Raw genomic sequence first — 19,857 nt, 5'->3', positions numbered from 1 at the left:
CCCGGAGATGCATTTGCGATAGATGCCGCTATCGTATTCGCACAACTCCAGTAGATGTTTCTGTATATTTGCTGGAAACAGTAACAACTTCGATTTTGAGGCGTTTTCCACCATGCGAACCCAGCGCAAGCCCGTCCGAGCCCTCGATAAGCTTGACCGGCGCATCCTCGACCTGCTGCAGAAGGACGGACGGCTGTCGATGAAGGAACTCTCCGAGGCGGTCGGTCTGACCATCACGCCGTGCATCGAGCGTGTCAAACGGCTGGAGCGAGAGCGCTTCATCCTGGGTTATTACGCGCGGCTCAACCCCGCCATGCTGGGCGCGTCGCTGCTGGTGTTTGTGGAGATCAGCCTGGGAAGCAAATCCGGCAACATGTTCGAGCAGTTCCGGCGTGAGGTGCTGCGCATTCCCGAGGTGCTGGAGTGCCACCTTGTTTCGGGCGATTTCGACTACCTCATCAAGGCGCGCATTCGCGAGATGAGCGAATACCGCCGCTTGCTGGGCGACATCCTGCTGCAGTTGCCCGGCGCAGTGCAGTCCAAAAGCTACATCGTGATGGAGGAGATCAAGGAGACGCTCGCCATCGACGTGACGGAAGCGGGCGGGTGACGTAGCGTTGTCACGGAAGCGCCTTAGGCTGGCCGGCACCTTCATCACCGACACCGGAGCCCGCATGTCTGACCAGCCGCTTTTCAAGCCCACCCGCCGTACGCTTATCAAGGGTCTCGTTTCCGCCAGCGGCACGGCGCTGCTCGGCTCACGTATTGGCGACGTGCTGGCCCAGGGCGTCGCACCGGCCGCAGTGACGTCCGACCGCCTGCGCCCGCAACTGCCTGGCGGTGTGATGAGCGGTGATATCACGGCCGACAGCGCCATCGTCTGGAGCCGCACCGATCGCCCTGCGCGCATGATCGTCGAATATTCCACGGATGCCGCGTTCAAGAATGTCGTGCGCCGTGTGGGTCCGGCGGCCCTGGAAAGCGGTGGCCTGACAGCCCGCGTTGACCTCACGGGCCTGCCCGCCGGCGCTGACCTGTTCTACCGCGTCCGCTTCCAGGATCTCGTGCACGACAAAGCCTTCAGCGAGCCCGTCACCGGCCGTTTCCGCACGGCACCTGTGTCGGCCAATCGCGCAATCTGCTTCGTCTTCTCTGGCGATGAAGCCGGCCAAGGCTGGGGCATCAACGAGCGCTTTGGCGGCTATCGGCTGTACGAAGCGATGCGCCGCGAATCGCCTGACTTCTTCATCCACTCCGGCGACCAGATCTACGCCGACGGCCCGATCCAGGCCGAGGTGAAGCTGCCCGACGGCTCGATGTGGACCAACCTCGTCACCGAGGCCAAGTCGCACGTTGCACAAACGCTCGACGATTACCGCGGCGCCTTCGCCTACAACCAGCTCGACAAGAACAAGCGCGCCTTTTCCGCCGAAGTGCCGTTCCTCGTGCAGTGGGACGACCACGAGGTGCGCAACAACTGGTATCCCGGCCAGCAGATCGGCCCGGAAGAGAAGCGCTACCAGGAGCGCAGCGCGTCGGTGTTGGCCGCCCGCGCGAAGCAGGCGATGTTCGAGTACAACCCGTTCCGCTTCAATGCGATCGACCCGGAGCAGATTTACCGCGCGTTCCAATACGGCCCGCTGCTCGATGTGTTCATGCTGGACGAGCGCAGCTATCGCGGGCGCAACTCGCCGAACCGCCAGACCAAGCTGGATGCCGATTCGGCCTTTCTCGGCTCGGCACAGACGGCGTGGCTCAAGCAATCGCTCAAGCAGTCAAAGGCGACGTGGAAGGTGATTGCCAGCGACATGCCGATCTCGCTGGTCGTGCCCGATCTGAATCCGGACGTGCCCAAGGGCACCTACGAAGCCTGGGCGAATGCGGATGACGGTGCGCCGTCGGGCCGCGAGCTTGAACTGGCCGAGATCCTGCGCTTCATCAAGCAGGAAAACATCCAGAACGTGGTGTGGGTGACGGCAGACGTGCACTACGCGCAAGCAACGTACTACCACCCGTCGCGCGCCAAATTCACTGAGTTCAAACCGTTCTGGGAATTCGTCGGTGGGCCGATCAACGCGGGCACGTTCGGACCGAATGAAGTGGATCAGACGTTTGGACCGGACGTGCGCTACATCAGCATTCCCAAGGACAATCCGCAGAACCAGTCGCCCGCAGCGCTGCAGCAGTATTACGGCCGCGCCAAGATCGACCCGGCCACGCGCACGATGCACGTTTCGCTGCACGACCTCGACGGCAGATCGCTCTGGGAAGTGAAGCTCGATCCCGAGGCGTAGCCAGCGTCACCCGCAGCGGAGTAGAAGCGGATGCGATAGGATCAGCAAGCCCCCGCATCCATTCTTTCTGCTGTGTCCGATATGTCCGATCGCCACGTCCCCCGCAAGGGACGCGGCGCCACTTCCAATCTGCAAGGCCGTTTCGAACGCGACGAACGCACGCGCGTCGACGACGGCTGGCAACCGCTCGTCGGGCATCTCGATCCGGATGAGGCACCGCCGCGCATCGAGACCTCCGTCTCCGTCGAACGTGCGCGCTCGATCTTGAGCCATAACCAGTCGCCGGATATTCCGTTTGGGGTGTCGCTGAACCCGTATCGCGGGTGTGAGCATGGTTGTGTGTATTGCTTTGCGCGGCCCACGCATGCGTATCTGGAGTTGTCGCCGGGTCTGGATTTTGAGACCAAGCTGTTCGCGAAAGCCAATGCCGCCGAGGTGCTGCGTGAAACGCTGGCCAAGCCCGGCTACCGTTGCGAGGCGATTGCGCTGGGCGTGAACACCGATGCATATCAACCGATCGAGCGCGAGTTGCGCATCACGCGGGACGTGCTGCAGGTGCTGCACGATTGCGATCACCCGGTCGGGCTCATCACCAAGTCGACATTGATCGAGCGCGACATCGATCTGCTCGCCCCGATGGCGGCGAAGAATCTTGTTGTCGCCGCCGTCACAATCACCACGCTCGACGCCAATCTGGCACGCAAACTGGAGCCACGTGCCGCCACGCCATCGCGCCGCCTGCGCACGATTCGTACGCTAGCCGAGGCTGGCATTCCGGTGGGAGTCAGCGTCGCGCCGATGATTCCCTTCATCACGGACGACCACATGGAGCAGATTCTGGAGGCTGCGCACGAGGCGGGCGCCACGTACGCGAGCTATATCGTGCTGCGCTTGCCAAACGAACTGAACGCGGTGTTTCAGGACTGGCTGATGGCGCATTTCCCCGACCGCGCGCAACGCGTGATGAATCGCATCCGCGATCTGCACGGCGGGCAGGATTACAAAGCGGATTTCGCCACGCGCATGCGCGGCACCGGCATTTGGGCCGACTTATTGCGGCAGCGTTTCTACAAGGCCGCCGACAGGCTGGGCTTCAGCTATCACCGCTACAACGAACTGGTGCTCGATACCTCGCAGTTCAAACCTCCGGCGCGCGCCGTCAAGCCGCGAAAGCCGGTCGATGAGCGCCAGGGCAGCTTGTTTTGACTACTGCGACAGTTCTTTCGCTGCCTGCACCTGCGTTTCGAAATACGTCTGGAAAGTAATGGCGAGGCCGGCCATCAGCAGGCCGGTGCCAATCATCAGCGTGAGAATGCTGAGCAGGACGACAGGCCAGCCCGAATGCGTCGGCGTGCCGTCGGCATTGAACTGCGCATCCCATTTTTCGTCGGGACGCAGGCCGTAGACCAGTGCAGACAGATAGCCTGCCAGCACTGAAGATCCGCCGATTATTGCGCAGACCCAGCCTGGGACGCTCGCACGCTGCGTCGACCACAGCAGCGCCACGCCAACCACTCCGAGCACCATGGCAAGCACTTGCGACCACGCCCAGAAATCGCGTCCGCCCTTGAGGTAGAAGCGATGCGCGCCCACGCTCCCGAACAGGAAGGCGAGCAGCACGGTCAGCAGCTTGGATTTTTTTTGAGGAGTGGTCGTAAGCATAGCGGGCGGTGAACACACGGCAAGACAACACAGCGCCGCGCATTCTACGCCCAACATCAACCGCGGCGCAGCCAAATGGCGGCGCCGGGAGCGCGTCCTAAAGACGCATCAGCAGTGGGAAGAAGAGGCCGTCAGTTCGGCCGGATGCGCGCAACGCTGCGGAGCGCTTGCGGCAGTAGAGGCAGGATCACTAAATCGGAACCGGATGGAGCGACGGCACGCTCATCGAAACCGTCGAGTCCTGCTGTAGCTGAGATGCCTGATGGCGCGAACCAACTTCACCGTAGAGCAGGTGAGCGAGCATCAGCATAAAGGCCGTGGTCCAGACGAGGCCGAGGATAAGCCGCACATGGCGGTGGAGGGAGAATGCCATTGGAGCACCTGTTGTCGTTGTGATTGGTGTGATGCTGGGTGCACGCCACACGTGTGCACGCAGCATCCAGTACGACTCAGGTGTGCCCCGGCAAGTTCCGGGATGTGAAACGCGGCAGCGTGTGCGCCTCAGCCCCGGCGCGAGCCGCGCCAGTTACCCTGGTCGCCATTGCCGCGTTCCTGGCGCATGCGCTCCTGCTGTTGCCAGTCGCCGCGGCCACCGCCGTCCCGAGGTTGAACGCGACCGTTGAGGCGGTCATCCGCACGGGCACGCGCTTCCATGCGCTCCATTTGCGCGCGGATGCGGGCCGCCTGCTCGCTACGCGTGTCGGCAAAGAATTGCGCCACCAACGGACGCGTCTGCGGCGCCGTCTGTGCCGTTTGCGTCCAGACGGGCAGGGCGGATTTTGCAAAGGCGACGGCGGCTTGACGCGCCGATGCGTTGGCAGCCACAGCGCCCGCAGAGGCGACGATCAGAACGCCTGCCGCCAAGGGGCGAAGCAATGCGCGAATCGGCATGGCTATCTCCTGTCGGGCAAGGATTCGAAAGCGCCACGCGCCGCGTGCTTCTGATGTGTGCAACAGAGATCGGCTGCGCGTGTTCATGCTTGTCAATGTAAGGCTTCACTCAGCAGGCATCCACTGTCCGAACGTTACCCGTGTAACGAGATGTTTCGTGCACGCTTTGCCATGGCGAGGGGCGACGCCGAGGTCATTTCCCGGTGTAGCGGATGCGATACACAGCGCCGGCCAAGTCGTCGGACACCAGCAAGCTGCCGTCGGGTGCCACGAGCACATCGGCGGGGCGTCCCCACGCCTGTTCGCCCTGCAGCCAGCCGTGCGCGAACGGTTCCTGCTTCGTCACATTGCCGGCAGCGTCCAGTGCGACGCGCATGACGCGGTAGCCCACCTTTGACGATCGGTTCCACGAGCCGTGCTCGGCAATGAAGATGTTGTTCCGGTACTCCGCCGGAAAGCTGTCCCCTGAATAGAACCGCATGCCCAACGCCGCCACATGCGCTCCGAGCTTGGCCACAGGCGGCACGTAGTTGCTGCACGGGTGTCCGGCGCCGAATTCCGGGTCGGGAATGTTGCCCGCGTGGCAGAACGGGTAGCCGAAGTGCGGAGTGGGTTTGGTGATGCGGTTCAGCTCGTCGTCGGGCACGTCCTCACCCATCAGGTCACGGCCGTTGTCGGTGAACCACAATTCGTGCGTGGTCGGGTGCCAGTCGAAGCCGACTGTGTTGCGAATGCCGCGCGCCACCAGTTCCAAGCCGCTGCCGTCGGCGTTCATGCGCATGATGTTGGCGTACCGGTTTTCATCCGGGCGGCAGATGTTGCAGGGTGCGCCAACGGACACATACAGCTTTCCATCCGGCCCGAATGCGATGAATTTCCAACCGTGATGGGTTTCCGTCGGCAGCTTGTCGTTGATAACCACTGGCTCGGGTGGATTGCCAAGTCGTTTGTCGATGCCATCGAGCCGCACCACACGCGATACCGCAGACACATACAGGTTGCCGTCACGCCATGCCACGCCAACAGGGAGTTGCAGCCCGGACGCCACCACACGGATGGGCGCATTCGGCGTCTGCCATGGCATCGCGTAGACTTTGCCGGCGCGGCTTCCAACATAAAGAATGCCGGCCGGAGATAGCGCCATTTCACGTGCGGCCGGCATCGCGTCGGTTAGTACCTCGACACGGAAACCAGGCGGTACGTGGAGTGTCTCGATGGGCAGCTTCGCGAGCGCCGCGGTGACTGCGCCAAGCCAAGCAGCGACCACAATAGCGGGCTTTATGTACCGTCGTTGCCGCGCGTACCGCCCGGCATCTCCATTCGCTACGCCTAAGTGTTTGTTTGGTCGGAGAAATTGCGCTATACTTGCGTGTTTCTCTGTACGCATATCCAGTTTTTCAAGGAATAGATCCATGGTCGTGATCCGTCTGGCCCGCGGTGGCTCCAAGAAGCGCCCGTTCTTCAATATCGTTGCGACCGACTCGCGTAACCGCCGTGATGGCCGTTTCATCGAGCGCGTCGGTTTCTACAACCCGCTCGCCGGTGAAGGCGAAGAAGGTCTGCGCATCGTGCAAGACCGTCTGACCTACTGGGAAGGCGTGGGCGCACAACTGTCGCCGACGGTTGCCCGTCTGGTGAAGCAAAACGGCAAGAAAGCTGCTGCCTAAGTTTTAGCATGCGTCGATCGACGGTGCCGTCCGAGCACTTCCTGCTGTGACGCGCGCCGCATCGACACGGCCCGGTCCTGTGGCTGCTGCAACGCAAGCAACCTCGCAAAAGGTTGCCGAACGGCTGCAAGCTATGCGCCCGGGCGCGGGCTCCAACCCGGCGCTCCCCGACGATCTCATCGAGGTGGGTTATGTGGGTGGGGCTTACGGTATTCGCGGCTGGATCAAGGTCCAGTTGCACGGCGACGCTGACGCGCTGCTGAATGCTCGCACCTGGTGGCTCAAGCCGGCTGCTGGTGCACTGGCAACGTCGGCAGACTGGCGGGTGTTTCCCGTCGGCACGTCGCGTGAGCATAGCGGTACGGTGGTGGCGGGTTCGCCTGCCGCGCCTGACCGCAATGTCGCCGAGGCACTGCGCGGCTATGCCGTGTGGGTTAGCCGGGCCGATTTTCCCGAGCCGGACGATGACGAGTTCTATTGGGTCGATCTGATCGGCGCCACGGTCGTCAACGAGCAAGAGGAAACGCTTGGCACGGTGGGCGGCCTCATCGATAACGGCGCGCATCAAATACTGCGTATCGTCAGTGAAGGCGAGGTCGAGCGGCTCGTGCCGTTTGTCGAGGTTTACGTGAAGTCGGTGGATGTTGCGGGCAAGCGCATCGTCGTCGACTGGGGTCTGGATTACTGAACATGCGGCCGGAGAATTCGGCGATGCAGTTCGACGTCGTATCGCTGTTTCCGGACATGTTCCGGGCGCTCACGGACTGGGGGATCACCAGCCGTGCAGCCAAACAGCAGGTGTACACGTTGCGCACCTGGAACCCGCGCGATTTCACGACGGACAACTACCGCACCGTGGACGACCGCCCTTACGGCGGTGGCCCAGGCATGGTGATGTTGGCCAAGCCGCTGGAAGCGGCGCTGGACGCGATTCACGAGGCGCAAGCGCCTGCGGCGTCGCATGTGGTGCTGCTGTCGCCGCAAGGCAAGCCGCTTACGCACAAGCGGGTGATGGAACTGGCGCAACTGCCGGCCCTCACGTTGCTGTGTGGCCGTTACGAAGCGATCGATCAACGTCTGGTCGACCGTCGCGTAGATGAGGAAATCAGCCTCGGCGATTTCGTCCTCTCCGGCGGAGAGATTGCCGCGATGGCAATCATCGACGCCGTAGTGCGGCAATTGCCCGGCGTGCTGGGCGATGCGCAGTCGGCGGTGCAAGACAGCTTCGTCAACGGTTTGCTGGATTGCCCGCATTACACGCGGCCGGAAGAGTACGAAGGTGTGCGTGTGCCCGATGTGCTGTTGGGGGGGCACCATGCCGAGATCGAAAAGTGGCGCCGCCAGCAGGCGCTATTGAATACGATGCGCAAGCGGCCCGATCTGATCGAGGCAGCGCGCAAGCAGGGTTTGTTGTCCCGCAGCGATGAGGTCTTCCTCGCTGCCGCGGCGATAACGGCAAAGGGGTCAGAGGCTTCCACACAGGAAGGTTCGACCAAGTGAAGTTCCCATCCTCTACCGGGGCCGCGATCACCGATCAGGCAAAACGCCGGCATGATGGTCTAGGAGAAAAAGATGAATATCATCGAGCAAATCGAGCAGGAAGAAATCAAGCGCCTGACGGCCAACAAGACGATCCCCCCGTTCGCCCCTGGCGACACCGTGATCGTCAACGTGAACGTCGTTGAAGGCACCCGCAAGCGTGTGCAGGCGTATGAAGGCGTCGTGATTGCCAAGCGCAATCGTGGCCTGAATTCGTCGTTCATCGTTCGCAAGATTTCCTCGGGCGAAGGCGTGGAGCGTACGTTCCAGCTGTACTCGCCGCTGCTGGCCAGCATCGAAGTGAAGCGTCGCGGTGATGTGCGCCGTGCGAAGCTGTACTACCTGCGCCAACGCTCGGGCAAGTCGGCACGCATCAAGGAGAAGCTGACCTTCAAGCGCAAGGAAGCCGTAGCGGAGTAATCTGCGCGCGTTGCGAAAAGGCACCTTCGGGTGCCTTTTTTCTCTTTTGCGGCGGAAGATGGACCGCATATGTGTCTTCCGCCCATACCCATACATTGCCATCCGATGCGCCGTCCCGTATTCGATCCTGAGCAGTTGCCGGTGGTGCCGACCGAGGCATCATTGCCTGCGCTCGGGGTCACGCGGCTGACCGCCGAGTTCGTGCGCGAGCGGCTGCAAATGCCGCCCGACTGGCAGCCGGAGCAGACGGATGAATCCCGCCTGATCGACGCTTCGCTCAAGTTGCGCGAGGCAGCGGTGTTGGTGCCGCTGGTGCAGCGCGAGGCGGGTCTGACGGTGCTGCTGACGCAACGCAATGCGTCGCTTAGCCAACATGCTGGCCAGGTCAGTTTTCCGGGTGGCGGGCGCGAGGACTTTGACCGGGACATGGTTGATACCGCACTGCGCGAAACGAGGGAGGAAGTCGGCATCAGTGCGGATCACATTGAAGTGATCGGTCGCCTGCCTGACTACATCACCGGGACGGGTTTCCACGTAAGCCCGATTGTCGGGTTGCTAGTGCCTGATTTCACACTTCAGCCCGACCCAAGCGAAGTGGCCGAGGTGTTTGAAGTGCCGCTGGCCTTTTTGATGGACCCGGCCAACCACGAAGTGCGCGAGTTGCGGTGGGAAGACCGTGTGCGTCGTTTCTATGCGATGCAATATCGGCGATCTGGCCAAGAGTCTGACTCTGGTCATCACTTCATATGGGGTGCGACGGCGGGTATGCTGCGCAACCTGTATCACCTGCTGGCAGCGTAGCGTCGGCGCGAATATGGGCCCGAAGGTGCGCTGTTGCGCGCACGCTGTGTGCTATCGTCTTGCACATCGCCTCCACGGCGTGATCCACGCTTTCGCAACGCCTTTCCAATGACTTTTTTCTCCGTACTCTGCGCGCTGATTCTTGAACAGTTCCGTGCGCTCAGCCGGGACAACCCGATCTACGACGTCGTACGCGCACTGGCCGCGCGGGCAGAAGAATGGTTCGACACGGGCCATCGTCGCGATGCTGTGCTCGCCTGGTGTGTGGTCACGCTGCCGGCCGTGGTGGTCGTGGCGCTGGTGCACTATCTGCTGTCGTCGATCAGCCTTGGGCTGGCGTTCCTGTGGAACGTGTTGATGGTCTATCTGACGCTCGGTTTCCGCCAGTTCAGCCACTACTTCACCGACATCCATGAGGCGCTGCGCAGCGATGACATTGTCACTGCGCGCCTGCTGCTCAACGAATGGTCGGGCCGGGACACGACCGATATGCCCGTCAACGAGATCGTCCGCCATACGCTCGAATGCGCGATCGTGGCGGCGCATCGTCACGTGTTTGGCGTGTTCTTCTGGTTTCTGGTGCCAATTGGGCCGGCGGGTGTGGTGCTGTATCGCGGCGCTGAATACCTCGCTCGCCACTGGAGCGATACGTCGACGGAGCGCAGCCCCGCACTGGGCCTATTCGCCCGTCAGGCGTTTTTCGTCATCGACTACATCCCCGCGCGCCTGACTGCGATTGGCTTCTCCATCGTCGGCAACTTTGAAGATGCCGTATACGCGTGGCGCAATCGCGCTGCCAAGTGGAACGACGAAGTGAATGGCATCCTGCTGGCCGCCGGCGGCGGTGCACTCGGCGTGCGCCTGGGCACGCCCATTGCGCAACGCGATTCGGTCGATAGCATTGCCGACGAGGATGGCGCTTATCCGATGGAGGTGGGGCAGGAGCCGAACGTGCGCACGCTGCAGTCAGCTGTGGGACTGGTGTGGCGCGCGGTGGTGCTGTGGATGCTGCTGCTGGCGATGCTGTCGATCGCCGTGTGGCTGGGTTGATGCGGCTCGCCTAGCTGCTGAACGATCAATCAGGCCGCATCCTCGCGGTCTTTGCCGCAGCGCCAGCACTGGGCGAACTGCGGCTCGTGACTCTCTCCGCAATGCACGCAACGCCATGCCGGCCCGGTGGGCGGATGCTGCGCCTGCTCGAGCAGCGCTCGGGCCTGCGCTTCCTGCGCCGGGTTCACGAGCCAGACTTGCGCCGCGCAGTCCTGCGGCGGAACGTCACCTGCTACGCTGCTCAGGTAAATGTTGCGCAGCTCGGTGCGGATGCCGGCTGCAGCCAGCACGTTCTGCCAGTGTGCCGCCATGCCGAGCGATGAACTGCTGATCAGCAACTTCATCCAAGCCCCCCGAACGTGTTACGAAGCCGTTACCAAGGTTTCTGTTGCTCCGATTCGTGCAGCAGTTGCGCGTAAAGCTGGTGCCGCCGTGGATCGATCTTGCCTTCGGCAATCGCGCCCAGAATGCCACAGCCGGGCTCTTGCAGGTGACGGCAGTTATAAAAGCGGCACTCGGTCAGGCGCGGGCGGAATTCGGGAAAGGCGCGTTCCAGCATCCCTTCGCTCAAGTGATGCAGACCAAACTCCTGGAAGCCCGGCGAGTCGATCAGCACGCCGCCCTGGCCCCATTCAGCGGGTAGGTGATAGAGCCGCGTGAACGTGGTCGTGTGCTTGCCGGAATCCAGCTTTTCGGAGATCTCGCGCGTTTGCGCGTCCACGCCCGGAATCAGCAGATTCAGCAGCGACGACTTGCCCATGCCCGACTGCCCGATCAGGATCGAAGCGCGCCCGGCCACGTGAGGTTCGAGCGCGGCGTGCGCGGCGTCCGGCGCGCCATGCACGGTCAATTCCACAACGGTGTAACCCAGGTCTTGATAGAGCGCCAGGCGTGAGCGAGCCGTCTCCAGCCGCGCGGTCAGGTCGATCTTGTTGAGCAGGATGAGTGGGGTGAGACCGAGGGATTCTGCCGCGACAAGCGCGCGGCCGAGCAGGTCTTCCGAAAAGCTCGGCTCGGTGCCGAGCATGATGATGACCTGATCCAGATTCGCGGCCAGCACCTTCGATTTGAACTGATCGGAGCGGTGGAACAGGTTACGGCGCTCGTCCACGCGCACGACGACGCCCTGGTCGACGGCGGTGGCTTCATAGACCACCCGATCGCCGACAGCGCATTCGCTGCGCTTGCCGCGCGGGAAGCATTGCAGGAAACCGCCGCCCTCGCGTTCTACGAGGTAATGACGCCCGTGTGCAGCGATGACAAGCCCATGTTCGCCAGTGGCAGCCTGCTTATGGGCGCGGCCCGGTTTGCCGCGCGTCATGCCGCGCGTGCCTGCACAAGGCGCTCCACGCGCTGCGATGCAGTCGGGTGCGAATAGTAGAACGTTGAGTAGACCGGGTCCGGGGTGAGCGTCGATGCGTTGTCCTGGAACAGCTTGACCAGCGCCGAGACGAGTTGATTGGCGTCGGCGTGCTCGGCGGCAAAGGCATCCGCTTCGTACTCGTCCTTACGTGACGACAGGCTCGCCAGCGGCGAGACGAAGAACGTGAACACCGGCAGCACCAGGAAAAACAGCATCAGCGCCAGCGCATGGTTGTCGGAGAACAGGTTGGGCGCGACGCCAAGACCCAGGTAGAACCACGTGCGCGTCATAAGCCAGCCGAGCAGCGCCAGCGCACCGAGGCTCAGCACGAACGTCACGGCGATGCGCTTGGTGATGTGGTGGCGCTTGAAATGGCCGAGCTCGTGCGCGAGCACGGCTTCCATTTCGGACGGATTCAGGCGAGCGAGCAGCGTATCGAAGAAGACGATGCGCTTGGTTGCACCAAAGCCGCTGAAGTAGGCGTTGCCGTGGGCGCTGCGGCGGCTGCCGTCCATCACGAAGAGGCCCTTGCTGGCGAAGCCGCAGCGCTTGAGCAGGCTTTCGATGCGCAAGCGCATTTCCTCGTCCTGCAGCGGGGTGAACTTGTTGTAGAGCGGCGCGATGACGTTCGGGTAGATGGCCTGAACAAACAGCATGAACGCCATCCACACGACCCAGGTGTACAGCCACCAGTGCGCGCCCATCTTGTCCATCAGCCAGAGCACCGCCAGCAGCAGCGGCAGACCCAGCACGGTACCGATGGCCAAGCCCTTAAGGTTGTCGGCTAGCCACAGCTTGAATGTCATCCGGTTGAAGCCGAAGCGTTCTTCGACGACGAATTGTGCGTACAGCGAAAACGGCAACTCGATCACGCTGCTGATCACGATGACCGACGCGATTAGCGCCACGCCATACGCATAACCGGGGCCAAACACGCTCAGCCACGCCTGGTTGATCCAGTTCAGCCCGCCGAGCAGCGTCAGGGCGATCAGCAGGGCCGCCTGAACCGGCACTTCCAGCATCGCCAGACGGGTGCGGGCGATGGTGTAGTCCGCGGCCTTGTGGTGCATGTCCAGCGTGATCGACTCGGCAAACTGCACAGGTACGGCATCGCGGTGACGCGCCACGTGACGGACTTGCCGCGCGGCTAGCCACAGGCGCGCGGCGGACATCAATATAAGAGCGATCAGGAAGACAGCGGTAAAGGCGGGCATGTGGGGAAACACCTATCAGATATGCGAAAATTATAGCCTTCAGACATTTTCTCAAGGCCCTTGAGTGAGCACCCCAGTGAGTACCCCCGTTTCCCCGTCCGCCACATCCACCTCGACCTCCAGCCGCGTTGCCGCCAAAAGCGATAACAACCTCGTTTGGCTCGACATGGAGATGACCGGCCTGAGCCCCGAGAACGATCGCATCATCGAAGTGGCCGTGGTGGTGACGGATTCGGAGCTGAACATCCTGGCTGAAGGCCCGGTGTTGGTGATCCATCAGTCCGACGAGCTGCTCGACGGCATGGACGCCTGGAACAAGGGCACGCACGGGCGTTCGGGCCTGATCGACAAGGTCAAGGCATCCACCACGACCGAAGCGGAAGCGGAAGCGGAACTGCTGGCCTTCCTCAAGAAGTGGGTGCCGAAGAGCAAGTCGCCGATGTGCGGCAACTCCATCTGCCAGGACCGCCGCTTCATGGCGCGCTACATGCCCAAGCTCGAGGAGTACTTCCACTACCGCAACCTGGATGTCTCCACGCTCAAGGAACTCTGCAAGCGCTGGCAGCCGGCCATCGCCAAGGGCTTTACGAAGCACCAGCGGCACACGGCGTTCGCAGACATCATCGAGTCGATCGAGGAGCTGCGCTATTACCGCGAGCACTTCATCCGCGACGTGCCGCAAACGCCGGACGCGGAAGCGCTGGCGTCTTCGGTCGCCCCGTAAGCGTTAAACCTGCAGGGGTTTTACGCGCACAGCGTGCTTGGGCCGCCAGGCCTTGACCACGCTGTCGTGCGTCTCGACATACGGGCCGCCGATCAGGTCGATGCAGTATGGCACGGCCGCAAAGATGCCCGGCACCGTGGCGCGGCCTTCCACATCCTTCAAGCCTTCCAGCGTTTCCTTGATGGCACGCGGCTGACCGGGCAGGTTGATGATCAGCGTGGCGCGTGACGGCGTTTCGCGGATCACTGCCACCTGACGCGACAGAATCGCCGTCGGAACGAAATGCAGGCTGATCTGGCGCATCTGCTCGCCGAAACCCGGCATTTCCTTGGTGGCGACGGCCAGCGTGGCTTCGGGAGTCACATCGCGACGCGTCGGGCCGGTGCCGCCCGTGGTGAGCACCAGATCGCAGCCGGCATGGTCGACGAGGTCGATCAGCGTTTCGGCAATCGCCGCTTGATCGTCCGGAATCAGCCGCGCCACCCCTTGCCACGGCGATGAGAGCGCGGTGCCAAACCAGTCCCGCAGCGCGGGAATCCCTTCGTCCTGATACGTGCCGGCCGAGGCGCGGTCCGAAATCGACACAAAACCGACGATCAGCTCATCGGCTTGGCGGCGGGTGATCGGCGCGGAGGGGGCGGGGGCAGTCATGCTTCGTCGTCTTCGGCTTCGGGTTGATCGGCGTCGTCTTCGTCGCGGTCGTTGGCCGACAGGGCCTGCTTGACCATCTGGAACAGCTCGCGCGACGACTTGGGCGGCTTGGCCAACTGTGCTTCCTTGCGCGCATTACGCACCAGCGTACGCAGCGCCTGGACGTCAGAATCCGGGTGCGCTGCAATGAACTCGGTGATGGCGTCGTCGCTGGCGATCAGGCGGTCGCGCCAACGCTCCATGGCATGCAGGCGTGCGGTTTCCGCTTTCGAGGCGCCAACGAAGGTGGCCAGGACGCGGCGAATGGCCTCCACTTCCTCGTCGGTCAAGGTGCGCATCAGCTTGCCGATGTACTGCATCTGGCGGCGCTTGCCTTCATGGGCGGTGGTGCGTTTGGCTTCGCGCAGGGCGTCAACCAACTTTTCAGGCAGCGGCACCTTGGCGAGTTTGTCCTTGGGCAGCGCTTCCAGGGCAGTGCCCAGGTCTTGCAAGGCGTTTACCTCGCGTTTGCGCTGCGATTTGCTCTTGGGCGTATCCGGATCGTCCTCGTCACCGATGTCGGTGCGCACGACGGGTTGGAGATACGTGGGGTTGTGTCGGGATGCTCGGCTCATGGCGCGCATTGTATCTTGCTATGATGGGCACTTTCGCCAGTTCTTGCCCGCTTTTGGCAAAATCCCGGCCCCCGTTTCTCCCCTCCATTGCCAATGTCTCATACGCTCGATTCCAAGACCGCCCCTGTGTTTGCCTACCGCCGCGAACAGCTCGAGGAGATGGCCACCGATGTGCTCCGCATTGCACGCGAACTCGGCGCCTCCGATGCCGCAACGGAAATCTCCGAAGGCCAAGGCCTGTCGGTCACGGTGCGCAAGGGCGAGATCGAGACCATCGAGCAGAACCGCGACAAGATCGTTGGCGTGACGGTCATGCTCGGTAAGAAACGCGGCAACGCCAGCACGTCGGACTTTTCGCCGGCGGCACTGCGCTCGACCGTCGAGGCTGCCTACAACATTGCGCGCTTCACAGCCGACGATGATTGCGCCGGCTTGGCAGAAGAAGAGCTGCTGGAGAAACACCCGCAAGACCTGCAGCTCTATCACCCGTGGATGATCGACGCCGAAGCCGCCGTGGAGATCGCACGCGCCGCGGAAGCTGCTGCCTTTGCCGTAAGCCCGAAGATCCGCAACAGCGATGGCTCGAGCATCTCGGCGCAGCATTCGCACTTCGTGCTGGCCACGTCGCGCGGTTTCATGGCGGGCTACCCGTATTCGCGTCACTTCATTTCTGCTGCGCCGATTGCCGGTTCGGGCGCGCATATGCAGCGTGATGATTGGTATTCGTCCAAGCGCTCGCCGGACGATCTGGCGGCGCCTGAAGCGATCGGCAAGTACGCGGCAGAACGTGCGCTGGCGCGTTTGTCCGCGCGTCGGCTGACAACGCGCAAGTGCCCCGTGTTGTTCGAGGCGCCGCTGGCGGCGGGTTTGCTGGGGGCCTTTGTGCAGGCGGTGTCGGGCGGCGCGCTCTATCGCAAGTCGACGTTCCTGCTCGATACGCTGGGCAAGGAAGTTTTCGCGTCGCATGTGCAGATCACGGAAGACCCACACGTCCTCAACGGCATGGGCAGCGCGCCGTTCGACGAGGAAGGCGTGCGCACGCAGCGCCGCGATGTGGTGAAGAACGGCGTGGTGGAGGGCTACTTCCTGTCGACGTATTCCGCGCGCAAGCTCGGCATGCAAACCACGGGCAACGCCGGCGGCTCGCACAACCTGACGTTGTTCTCCAGCAAGACCACGCCGGAAGACGACTTTGCCGGCATGCTGCGCCGCATGGGTACGGGCCTGTTGGTAACCGAGCTGATGGGTCAGGGCGTGAACTACGTGACGGGCGATTACTCGCGCGGCGCGTCAGGCTATTGGGTTGAAAATGGCGTGATTCAGTATCCGGTGGAAGAAATCACGATTGCCGGCAACCTTGGTGAGATGTTCCGCCAGATCGTTGCCATCGGAGCCGATGCGCTCGTGCGTGGTACGAAGGAAACCGGCTCGATCCTGATCGAACAGATGACGATTGCCGGCGAGTAAATCGCCGCCGCCGAAATGAAAAACGCGCTCGAAACTGAGCGCGTTTTTTTATCGTCTGCCGCCGGTTACTGCTCGTTCGATGGCGGGCGTTCGTACGTAACGAACGCGTAGTCGAAATCGTTGGGCGCTGCCGCGTGGTGCGTCTCGCGTGCGACCTCGTGCCAGAGCTTCGGGTCGGGCGCGGGGAAGTGCGCGTCGCCTTCGAAATCGGCGTCGATTTCCGTGACGATCAGGCGGTCTGCGCTCGGGAGGGCATCCGCGTACAGTTGCGCGCCACCGATCAGAAAGATCTGCTCGGCGCCTACGCACAGACGCTGCGCGTCTTCCATCGAATAGGCAATCTCGCAGCCCGGCAGCTCGAGCTTGGCATTACGCGTGACGACAATGTTGCGCCGGCCCGGCAGCGGGCGGCCGATCGAATCGTACGTCTTGCGGCCCATCACGATGGGCGCGCCCATGGTCGTGCGCTTGAAGTGGGCGAGATCTTCGGGCAGGCGCCAGGGCAGGGTGTTGTCGCGGCCAATCACGCCATTGCGGGCGCGGGCGACGATGAGCGTCAGGATGGTCATACGGTTACACGGCCACCGGTGCTTTGATGGCTGCGTGGCTTTGGTAGCCGACGATCTCAAAGTCTTCGTACTGGTAGTCGAAAATGCTTTCAGGCTTACGCTTGATGTGCAGCTTTGGCAACGGCAGCGGCTCACGTGCGAGTTGCGTCTCGACCTGTTCGAAGTGGTTGTTATAGAGGTGACAATCCCCGCCAGTCCAGACGAAGTCGCCCACATCGAGGCCAGTCTGCTGCGCAACCATGTGCACCAGCAGCGCGTAGCTGGCAATGTTGAACGGCACGCCCAGGAAGATATCCGCACTGCGCTGGTAGAGCTGGCACGAGAGCTTGCCGTCAGCCACATAGAACTGGAAGAACGCGTGGCAGGGCGGCAGCTTCATGCGCGGGATCTCGGCTACGTTCCAGGCGGAGACAATCAGCCGGCGCGAATCAGGGTTGCGCTTGATCTGCGCGATCAGCTCGGCGATCTGGTCGATGTGTTCGCCGTTAGGCGTCGGCCAGGAGCGCCACTGGGAGCCGTACACGGGGCCCAGCTCGCCGTCGGCGTCAGCCCATTCGTCCCAGATCGTCACACCGTTGTCTTGCAGCCACCGCACGTTGGTCGAGCCTTGGAGGAACCACAGCAGTTCATAGACGATGGACTTGATGTGGACCTTCTTGGTGGTCACCAGCGGAAAGCCGTCCTGCAGGTTGAAGCGCATCTGGTGGCCGAACACGGAGCGCGTGCCGGTGCCGGTGCGGTCGGCTTTGTCGGTGCCATGTTCGTAGACATGGCGCATCAGGTCGAGATAAGGCTTCATGCGAGCGCGGGCGAAAAGGCGGGGGCGTCGGATATCAGGTGAGCCGCATTGTAACGTGAGCCGCGCGGCGCCGACTGTACCGGCAGTGTCCGGAAACTGGCCCGGTCGGATGAGCGGCACGGTAGGACTGGCAAAGCGCAGAATTGTCGATGTTGCCTAGCAGGCAACGCTGGCAAGATCGCCACATCACTTTCAACTGTCTGCCGGAGAAACACCGTGTCGTCTATGGCTACCCAGGCTTCGGCCACCCGTGCCGCCGAATTGCGCTCTCTTCGCGCAGCCGCCAACGTGGTCCATGCGGCGATTGCGCCGACCCCGCAGTACTGCTGGCCGTTGCTCTCGGAAGCGATGGGGGCGGCGGTGTGGGTTAAGCATGAAAACCACACCGAAGTGGGCACGTTCAAGGTGCGGGGCGGGCTGACTTATCTGCATGCCTTGCGCCAACGTGAGCCAGAGGTGCGCGGTGTGATTGCGGCGACGCGCGGTAATCACGGTCAGTCGATTGCATTGGCGGCGCGCGGGAACGGTATCGCCGTCACCATCGTCGTACCACATGGCAATAGCGTGGAGAAGAACGCCGCCATGCGCGCACTTGGCGCAGAACTCATTGAAGCGGGTGATGACTTCCAGGCAAGTCGCGAGTTCGCCGATCAATTGGCCGGTGAACGTGGCTTGCACTTTGTGCCCTCGTATCACGACGATCTGGTCGTCGGGGTGGCGAGCTACTGGCTGGAGTTTCTTGAGGCCACGCCGTTGGATGTGGTCTACGTGCCGATCGGCATGGGTTCCGGGATTTGCGCGGCAGTGCGAGCCCGCGATGCGTTGGGGCTGTCGACGCGCATCGTTGGCGTCGTGTCGGCACATGCCCGATGCTACGAGCAGTCGTTCACCAGCGGTACCGTGGAGTCGGCGCCGGTGTCCACGCTGCTGGCTGACGGGCTTGCATGCCGCACACCGGATGCGAAGGCGCTGGAGGTGATCCGCGCCGGCGTCGACGAGATCATTACGGTGACGGATGCCGAAGTGGCAGAGGCCATTCGCCTGTACTTTTCCACCACGCACAACGTGGCGGAGGGCGCCGCCGCCGCGGCCCTTGCGGGTGCATGGCAGCAGCGGGAGCGGATTGCTGGCCAGCGCATCGGCCTGCCGCTGACCGGCGGCAACATTGATCGCGCCAAGCTGGCACGCGTGCTTGCCGGTCAGCCGATCCTGGCTTAGGCGGGTTGTTGGCGGCGACGTTGGACAAGCCAACCGCCGCCCAGCACGACCACGAACACCACCACATACACTGCCCACTTAAGCGGCGGCTGTGCGGCAAAGAACGCCTTGAGAACCGGTTCGGCCACGATCATGTGCGCGGCCGTATAAGCCAGCACAGCGGCGCCGCCGTAGATGATGACCGGGAAGCGTTCGATCAGGCGCAGTACCACGCCGCTACCCCACACCACGACCGGCACGCTGATCAGCAGGCCCAATACCACCAGAAGGAAGCTGCCGTGCGATGCGCCGGCAATGGCGAGCACGTTGTCGATGCCCATCACTGCATCGGCAATGATGATGGTCTTCATCGCACCCATCAGCGTGGTGCTGCCCGCGCCGTGTTCATCGCCGCCCTGGCCGTCGTCAGCCAGAAGCTTCCATGCGATCCACACCAGCGCCAAGCCGCCCACCAGCATCAGGCCCGGAATCTTCAGCAGCCACACCACTGCCAGCGTCATTAGCGCACGCACGATGATGGCGCCCGCCGCGCCCCACATGATGGCCTTCTTCTGCAGCTCGGGCGGCAGGTTGCGCGCCGCCAGCGCGATGAGGATGGCGTTATCGCCCGCAAGCACGAGGTCGATCACGATGATCGATGCCAGCGCGGCGGCAAACTGCATGGTGAAGATGTCAGACAACCATTCCATGGTGGCTCCAAGTCAAACAACAATAAAAATCGGTTGACCGAACAGCATGGAGTGCTGGGGCGAGGCGCTTTGCAGACCATGAAATCCGGTTGCAAAGGTCTTGCTCGACACGAACAGGTTGGGAACCTGCTGGTGCCGGCACGACCGGAAGCGTGGGCTTCGTCATGACGATCGTGCCTGGGGCTGAAGAACCCCCGAGCTACTCCCCTTTGAGGAAGCCCGCAT

General features: G+C 62.6%; 24 protein-coding genes. 12 read left to right on the top strand and 12 right to left on the bottom strand.

What is annotated here, in order from left to right:
* The first annotated feature begins 112 nt into the window (after nt 1-112).
* The 3 genes from NG898_RS15155 (at nt 113) to NG898_RS15145 (ending at nt 3,500) form a co-directional block, all read left to right on the top strand.
* The gene (locus NG898_RS15155; RefSeq protein WP_252693132.1) at nt 113-610 is read left to right on the top strand and encodes an Lrp/AsnC ligand binding domain-containing protein; all 498 of its coding nucleotides are present in this window, start codon (nt 113-115) and stop codon (nt 608-610) included.
* Nucleotides 611-674: 64 nt separating this feature from the next.
* Nucleotides 675-2,294 carry an alkaline phosphatase D family protein gene (locus NG898_RS15150; protein ID WP_252693130.1) on the top strand — a complete coding sequence of 540 codons (1,620 nt, stop codon included), beginning with the start codon at nt 675-677 and terminating at the stop codon, nt 2,292-2,294.
* A gap of 81 nt (nt 2,295-2,375) precedes the next feature.
* Nucleotides 2,376-3,500 (top strand): PA0069 family radical SAM protein, encoded by a 1,125-nt coding sequence (locus NG898_RS15145; RefSeq protein ID WP_252693128.1) that lies wholly within the window; start codon nt 2,376-2,378, stop codon nt 3,498-3,500.
* On the opposite strand, the gene NG898_RS15140 is transcribed toward NG898_RS15145, so the two are convergent.
* The 4 genes from NG898_RS15140 to NG898_RS15125 all read right to left on the bottom strand — a co-directional run bounded on the left by NG898_RS15140 (nt 3,501) and on the right by NG898_RS15125 (nt 6,114).
* Nucleotides 3,501-3,956, bottom strand: coding sequence for an NINE protein (locus NG898_RS15140; protein ID WP_252693127.1), 456 nt, complete (start codon nt 3,954-3,956; stop codon nt 3,501-3,503).
* A 190-nt stretch (nt 3,957-4,146) separates the two neighbouring features.
* Nucleotides 4,147-4,329, bottom strand: coding sequence for a hypothetical protein (locus NG898_RS15135; RefSeq protein ID WP_252693125.1), 183 nt, complete (start codon nt 4,327-4,329; stop codon nt 4,147-4,149).
* Nucleotides 4,330-4,457: 128 nt separating this feature from the next.
* Nucleotides 4,458-4,847, bottom strand: coding sequence for a hypothetical protein (locus tag NG898_RS15130; RefSeq protein ID WP_092971663.1), 390 nt, complete (start codon nt 4,845-4,847; stop codon nt 4,458-4,460).
* 193 nt (nt 4,848-5,040) lie between these two features.
* On the bottom strand, nt 5,041-6,114 hold the full coding sequence (locus tag NG898_RS15125) for a PQQ-dependent sugar dehydrogenase (RefSeq protein WP_252693123.1): 1,074 nt from the start codon (nt 6,112-6,114) through the stop codon (nt 5,041-5,043).
* A gap of 145 nt (nt 6,115-6,259) precedes the next feature.
* On the opposite strand from NG898_RS15125, the gene rpsP reads away from it, so the two are divergent.
* The 6 genes from rpsP to NG898_RS15095 all read left to right on the top strand — a co-directional run bounded on the left by rpsP (nt 6,260) and on the right by NG898_RS15095 (nt 10,324).
* Nucleotides 6,260-6,514 carry a 30S ribosomal protein S16 gene (gene rpsP / locus NG898_RS15120; RefSeq protein WP_024976244.1) on the top strand — a complete coding sequence of 85 codons (255 nt, stop codon included), beginning with the start codon at nt 6,260-6,262 and terminating at the stop codon, nt 6,512-6,514.
* Nucleotides 6,515-6,647: 133 nt separating this feature from the next.
* A complete protein-coding gene (gene rimM, locus NG898_RS15115; RefSeq protein WP_252693121.1) occupies nt 6,648-7,202 on the top strand; it encodes a ribosome maturation factor RimM in 555 nt (184 codons plus the stop codon).
* A 23-nt stretch (nt 7,203-7,225) separates the two neighbouring features.
* A complete protein-coding gene (gene trmD / locus NG898_RS15110; RefSeq protein ID WP_252693119.1) occupies nt 7,226-8,014 on the top strand; it encodes a tRNA (guanosine(37)-N1)-methyltransferase TrmD in 789 nt (262 codons plus the stop codon).
* A gap of 72 nt (nt 8,015-8,086) precedes the next feature.
* Nucleotides 8,087-8,473 carry a 50S ribosomal protein L19 gene (rplS, locus tag NG898_RS15105; RefSeq protein ID WP_045204485.1) on the top strand — a complete coding sequence of 129 codons (387 nt, stop codon included), beginning with the start codon at nt 8,087-8,089 and terminating at the stop codon, nt 8,471-8,473.
* Nucleotides 8,474-8,578: 105 nt separating this feature from the next.
* Entirely contained in the window at nt 8,579-9,274 is a 696-nt protein-coding gene (locus tag NG898_RS15100) for a CoA pyrophosphatase (RefSeq protein ID WP_252693117.1), read from the top strand.
* A gap of 108 nt (nt 9,275-9,382) precedes the next feature.
* Nucleotides 9,383-10,324: a CobD/CbiB family protein gene (locus tag NG898_RS15095; protein WP_252693115.1), complete on the top strand. Its 942-nt coding sequence runs from the start codon at nt 9,383-9,385 to the stop codon at nt 10,322-10,324.
* A 29-nt stretch (nt 10,325-10,353) separates the two neighbouring features.
* Here NG898_RS15095 and NG898_RS15090 read toward each other — a convergent pair whose 3' ends face one another.
* From NG898_RS15090 to NG898_RS15080, 3 genes are read right to left on the bottom strand one after another with little or no spacing between them, the layout of a single operon-like run.
* Nucleotides 10,354-10,668 carry a DUF2007 domain-containing protein gene (locus tag NG898_RS15090; protein ID WP_252693113.1) on the bottom strand — a complete coding sequence of 105 codons (315 nt, stop codon included), beginning with the start codon at nt 10,666-10,668 and terminating at the stop codon, nt 10,354-10,356.
* Between the two features lie 29 nt (nt 10,669-10,697).
* The gene (gene rsgA / locus NG898_RS15085) at nt 10,698-11,645 is read right to left on the bottom strand and encodes a ribosome small subunit-dependent GTPase A (RefSeq protein ID WP_252693112.1); all 948 of its coding nucleotides are present in this window, start codon (nt 11,643-11,645) and stop codon (nt 10,698-10,700) included.
* Nucleotides 11,642-12,901, bottom strand: coding sequence for a M48 family metallopeptidase (locus tag NG898_RS15080; protein WP_252693110.1), 1,260 nt, complete (start codon nt 12,899-12,901; stop codon nt 11,642-11,644). Before NG898_RS15080 ends, rsgA begins: the two co-directional genes overlap by 4 nt.
* Before the next feature lie 76 nt (nt 12,902-12,977).
* Between NG898_RS15080 and orn the strand changes: the two genes are divergently transcribed.
* Nucleotides 12,978-13,625, top strand: coding sequence for an oligoribonuclease (gene orn, locus NG898_RS15075; protein WP_420803696.1), 648 nt, complete (start codon nt 12,978-12,980; stop codon nt 13,623-13,625).
* 3 nt (nt 13,626-13,628) lie between these two features.
* Here the strand turns inward: orn and mog are convergent, their stop codons facing one another.
* Together mog and yjgA are read right to left on the bottom strand one after the other, a co-directional pair.
* A complete protein-coding gene (mog, locus tag NG898_RS15070) occupies nt 13,629-14,276 on the bottom strand; it encodes a molybdopterin adenylyltransferase (protein WP_252693106.1) in 648 nt (215 codons plus the stop codon).
* The gene (gene yjgA / locus NG898_RS15065; protein WP_282562194.1) at nt 14,273-14,890 is read right to left on the bottom strand and encodes a ribosome biogenesis factor YjgA; all 618 of its coding nucleotides are present in this window, start codon (nt 14,888-14,890) and stop codon (nt 14,273-14,275) included. Before yjgA ends, mog begins: the two co-directional genes overlap by 4 nt.
* A 93-nt stretch (nt 14,891-14,983) precedes the next feature.
* On the opposite strand from yjgA, the gene pmbA reads away from it, so the two are divergent.
* Entirely contained in the window at nt 14,984-16,357 is a 1,374-nt protein-coding gene (gene pmbA, locus NG898_RS15060; RefSeq protein ID WP_252693103.1) for a metalloprotease PmbA, read from the top strand.
* Between the two features lie 65 nt (nt 16,358-16,422).
* Here pmbA and NG898_RS15055 read toward each other — a convergent pair whose 3' ends face one another.
* Both NG898_RS15055 and NG898_RS15050 read right to left on the bottom strand, forming a co-directional pair.
* The gene (locus NG898_RS15055; RefSeq protein WP_147214144.1) at nt 16,423-16,926 is read right to left on the bottom strand and encodes a dihydrofolate reductase; all 504 of its coding nucleotides are present in this window, start codon (nt 16,924-16,926) and stop codon (nt 16,423-16,425) included.
* Nucleotides 16,927-16,930: 4 nt separating this feature from the next.
* The gene (locus tag NG898_RS15050; RefSeq protein WP_045204474.1) at nt 16,931-17,725 is read right to left on the bottom strand and encodes a thymidylate synthase; all 795 of its coding nucleotides are present in this window, start codon (nt 17,723-17,725) and stop codon (nt 16,931-16,933) included.
* Nucleotides 17,726-17,941: 216 nt separating this feature from the next.
* On the opposite strand from NG898_RS15050, the gene NG898_RS15045 reads away from it, so the two are divergent.
* Nucleotides 17,942-18,943, top strand: coding sequence for a threonine dehydratase (locus NG898_RS15045; RefSeq protein ID WP_252693101.1), 1,002 nt, complete (start codon nt 17,942-17,944; stop codon nt 18,941-18,943).
* Here NG898_RS15045 and NG898_RS15040 read toward each other — a convergent pair.
* The gene (locus NG898_RS15040) at nt 18,940-19,632 is read right to left on the bottom strand and encodes a TerC family protein (RefSeq protein ID WP_252693099.1); all 693 of its coding nucleotides are present in this window, start codon (nt 19,630-19,632) and stop codon (nt 18,940-18,942) included. The genes NG898_RS15045 and NG898_RS15040 overlap by 4 nt on opposite strands.
* Nucleotides 19,633-19,857: the final 225 nt, after the last annotated feature.

The sequence above is a fragment of the Ralstonia mojiangensis genome (assembly GCF_023955645.1).
GTDB lineage: Bacteria > Pseudomonadota > Gammaproteobacteria > Burkholderiales > Burkholderiaceae > Ralstonia > Ralstonia mojiangensis.
The sequence above is the reverse complement of the archived record's forward strand: the minus strand, read 5'-3'. Positions and strand labels throughout refer to the sequence as shown.

Bases quoted from the DNA above. Each gene is read 5' to 3' on its own strand.
- NG898_RS15130 (WP_092971663.1), bottom strand. From the start codon at position 4,847: ATGCCGATTCGCGCATTGCTTCGCCCCTTGGCGGCAGGCGTTCTGATC.
- trmD (WP_252693119.1), top strand. From the start codon at position 7,226: ATGCAGTTCGACGTCGTATCGCTGTTTCCGGACATGTTCCGGGCGCTC.
- NG898_RS15155 (WP_252693132.1), top strand. From the start codon at position 113: ATGCGAACCCAGCGCAAGCCCGTCCGAGCCCTCGATAAGCTTGACCGG.
- pmbA (WP_252693103.1), top strand. From the start codon at position 14,984: ATGTCTCATACGCTCGATTCCAAGACCGCCCCTGTGTTTGCCTACCGC.
- rpsP (WP_024976244.1), top strand. From the start codon at position 6,260: ATGGTCGTGATCCGTCTGGCCCGCGGTGGCTCCAAGAAGCGCCCGTTC.
- yjgA (WP_282562194.1), bottom strand. From the start codon at position 14,890: ATGAGCCGAGCATCCCGACACAACCCCACGTATCTCCAACCCGTCGTG.
- NG898_RS15145 (WP_252693128.1), top strand. From the start codon at position 2,376: ATGTCCGATCGCCACGTCCCCCGCAAGGGACGCGGCGCCACTTCCAAT.
- NG898_RS15040 (WP_252693099.1), bottom strand. From the start codon at position 19,632: ATGGAATGGTTGTCTGACATCTTCACCATGCAGTTTGCCGCCGCGCTG.
- NG898_RS15050 (WP_045204474.1), bottom strand. From the start codon at position 17,725: ATGAAGCCTTATCTCGACCTGATGCGCCATGTCTACGAACATGGCACC.
- mog (WP_252693106.1), bottom strand. From the start codon at position 14,276: ATGACTGCCCCCGCCCCCTCCGCGCCGATCACCCGCCGCCAAGCCGAT.
- NG898_RS15055 (WP_147214144.1), bottom strand. From the start codon at position 16,926: ATGACCATCCTGACGCTCATCGTCGCCCGCGCCCGCAATGGCGTGATT.
- NG898_RS15100 (WP_252693117.1), top strand. From the start codon at position 8,579: ATGCGCCGTCCCGTATTCGATCCTGAGCAGTTGCCGGTGGTGCCGACC.
- NG898_RS15095 (WP_252693115.1), top strand. From the start codon at position 9,383: ATGACTTTTTTCTCCGTACTCTGCGCGCTGATTCTTGAACAGTTCCGT.
- NG898_RS15080 (WP_252693110.1), bottom strand. From the start codon at position 12,901: ATGCCCGCCTTTACCGCTGTCTTCCTGATCGCTCTTATATTGATGTCC.
- NG898_RS15090 (WP_252693113.1), bottom strand. From the start codon at position 10,668: ATGAAGTTGCTGATCAGCAGTTCATCGCTCGGCATGGCGGCACACTGG.
- rplS (WP_045204485.1), top strand. From the start codon at position 8,087: ATGAATATCATCGAGCAAATCGAGCAGGAAGAAATCAAGCGCCTGACG.
- NG898_RS15150 (WP_252693130.1), top strand. From the start codon at position 675: ATGTCTGACCAGCCGCTTTTCAAGCCCACCCGCCGTACGCTTATCAAG.
- NG898_RS15135 (WP_252693125.1), bottom strand. From the start codon at position 4,329: ATGGCATTCTCCCTCCACCGCCATGTGCGGCTTATCCTCGGCCTCGTC.
- rsgA (WP_252693112.1), bottom strand. From the start codon at position 11,645: ATGACGCGCGGCAAACCGGGCCGCGCCCATAAGCAGGCTGCCACTGGC.
- NG898_RS15140 (WP_252693127.1), bottom strand. From the start codon at position 3,956: ATGCTTACGACCACTCCTCAAAAAAAATCCAAGCTGCTGACCGTGCTG.
- rimM (WP_252693121.1), top strand. From the start codon at position 6,648: ATGCGCCCGGGCGCGGGCTCCAACCCGGCGCTCCCCGACGATCTCATC.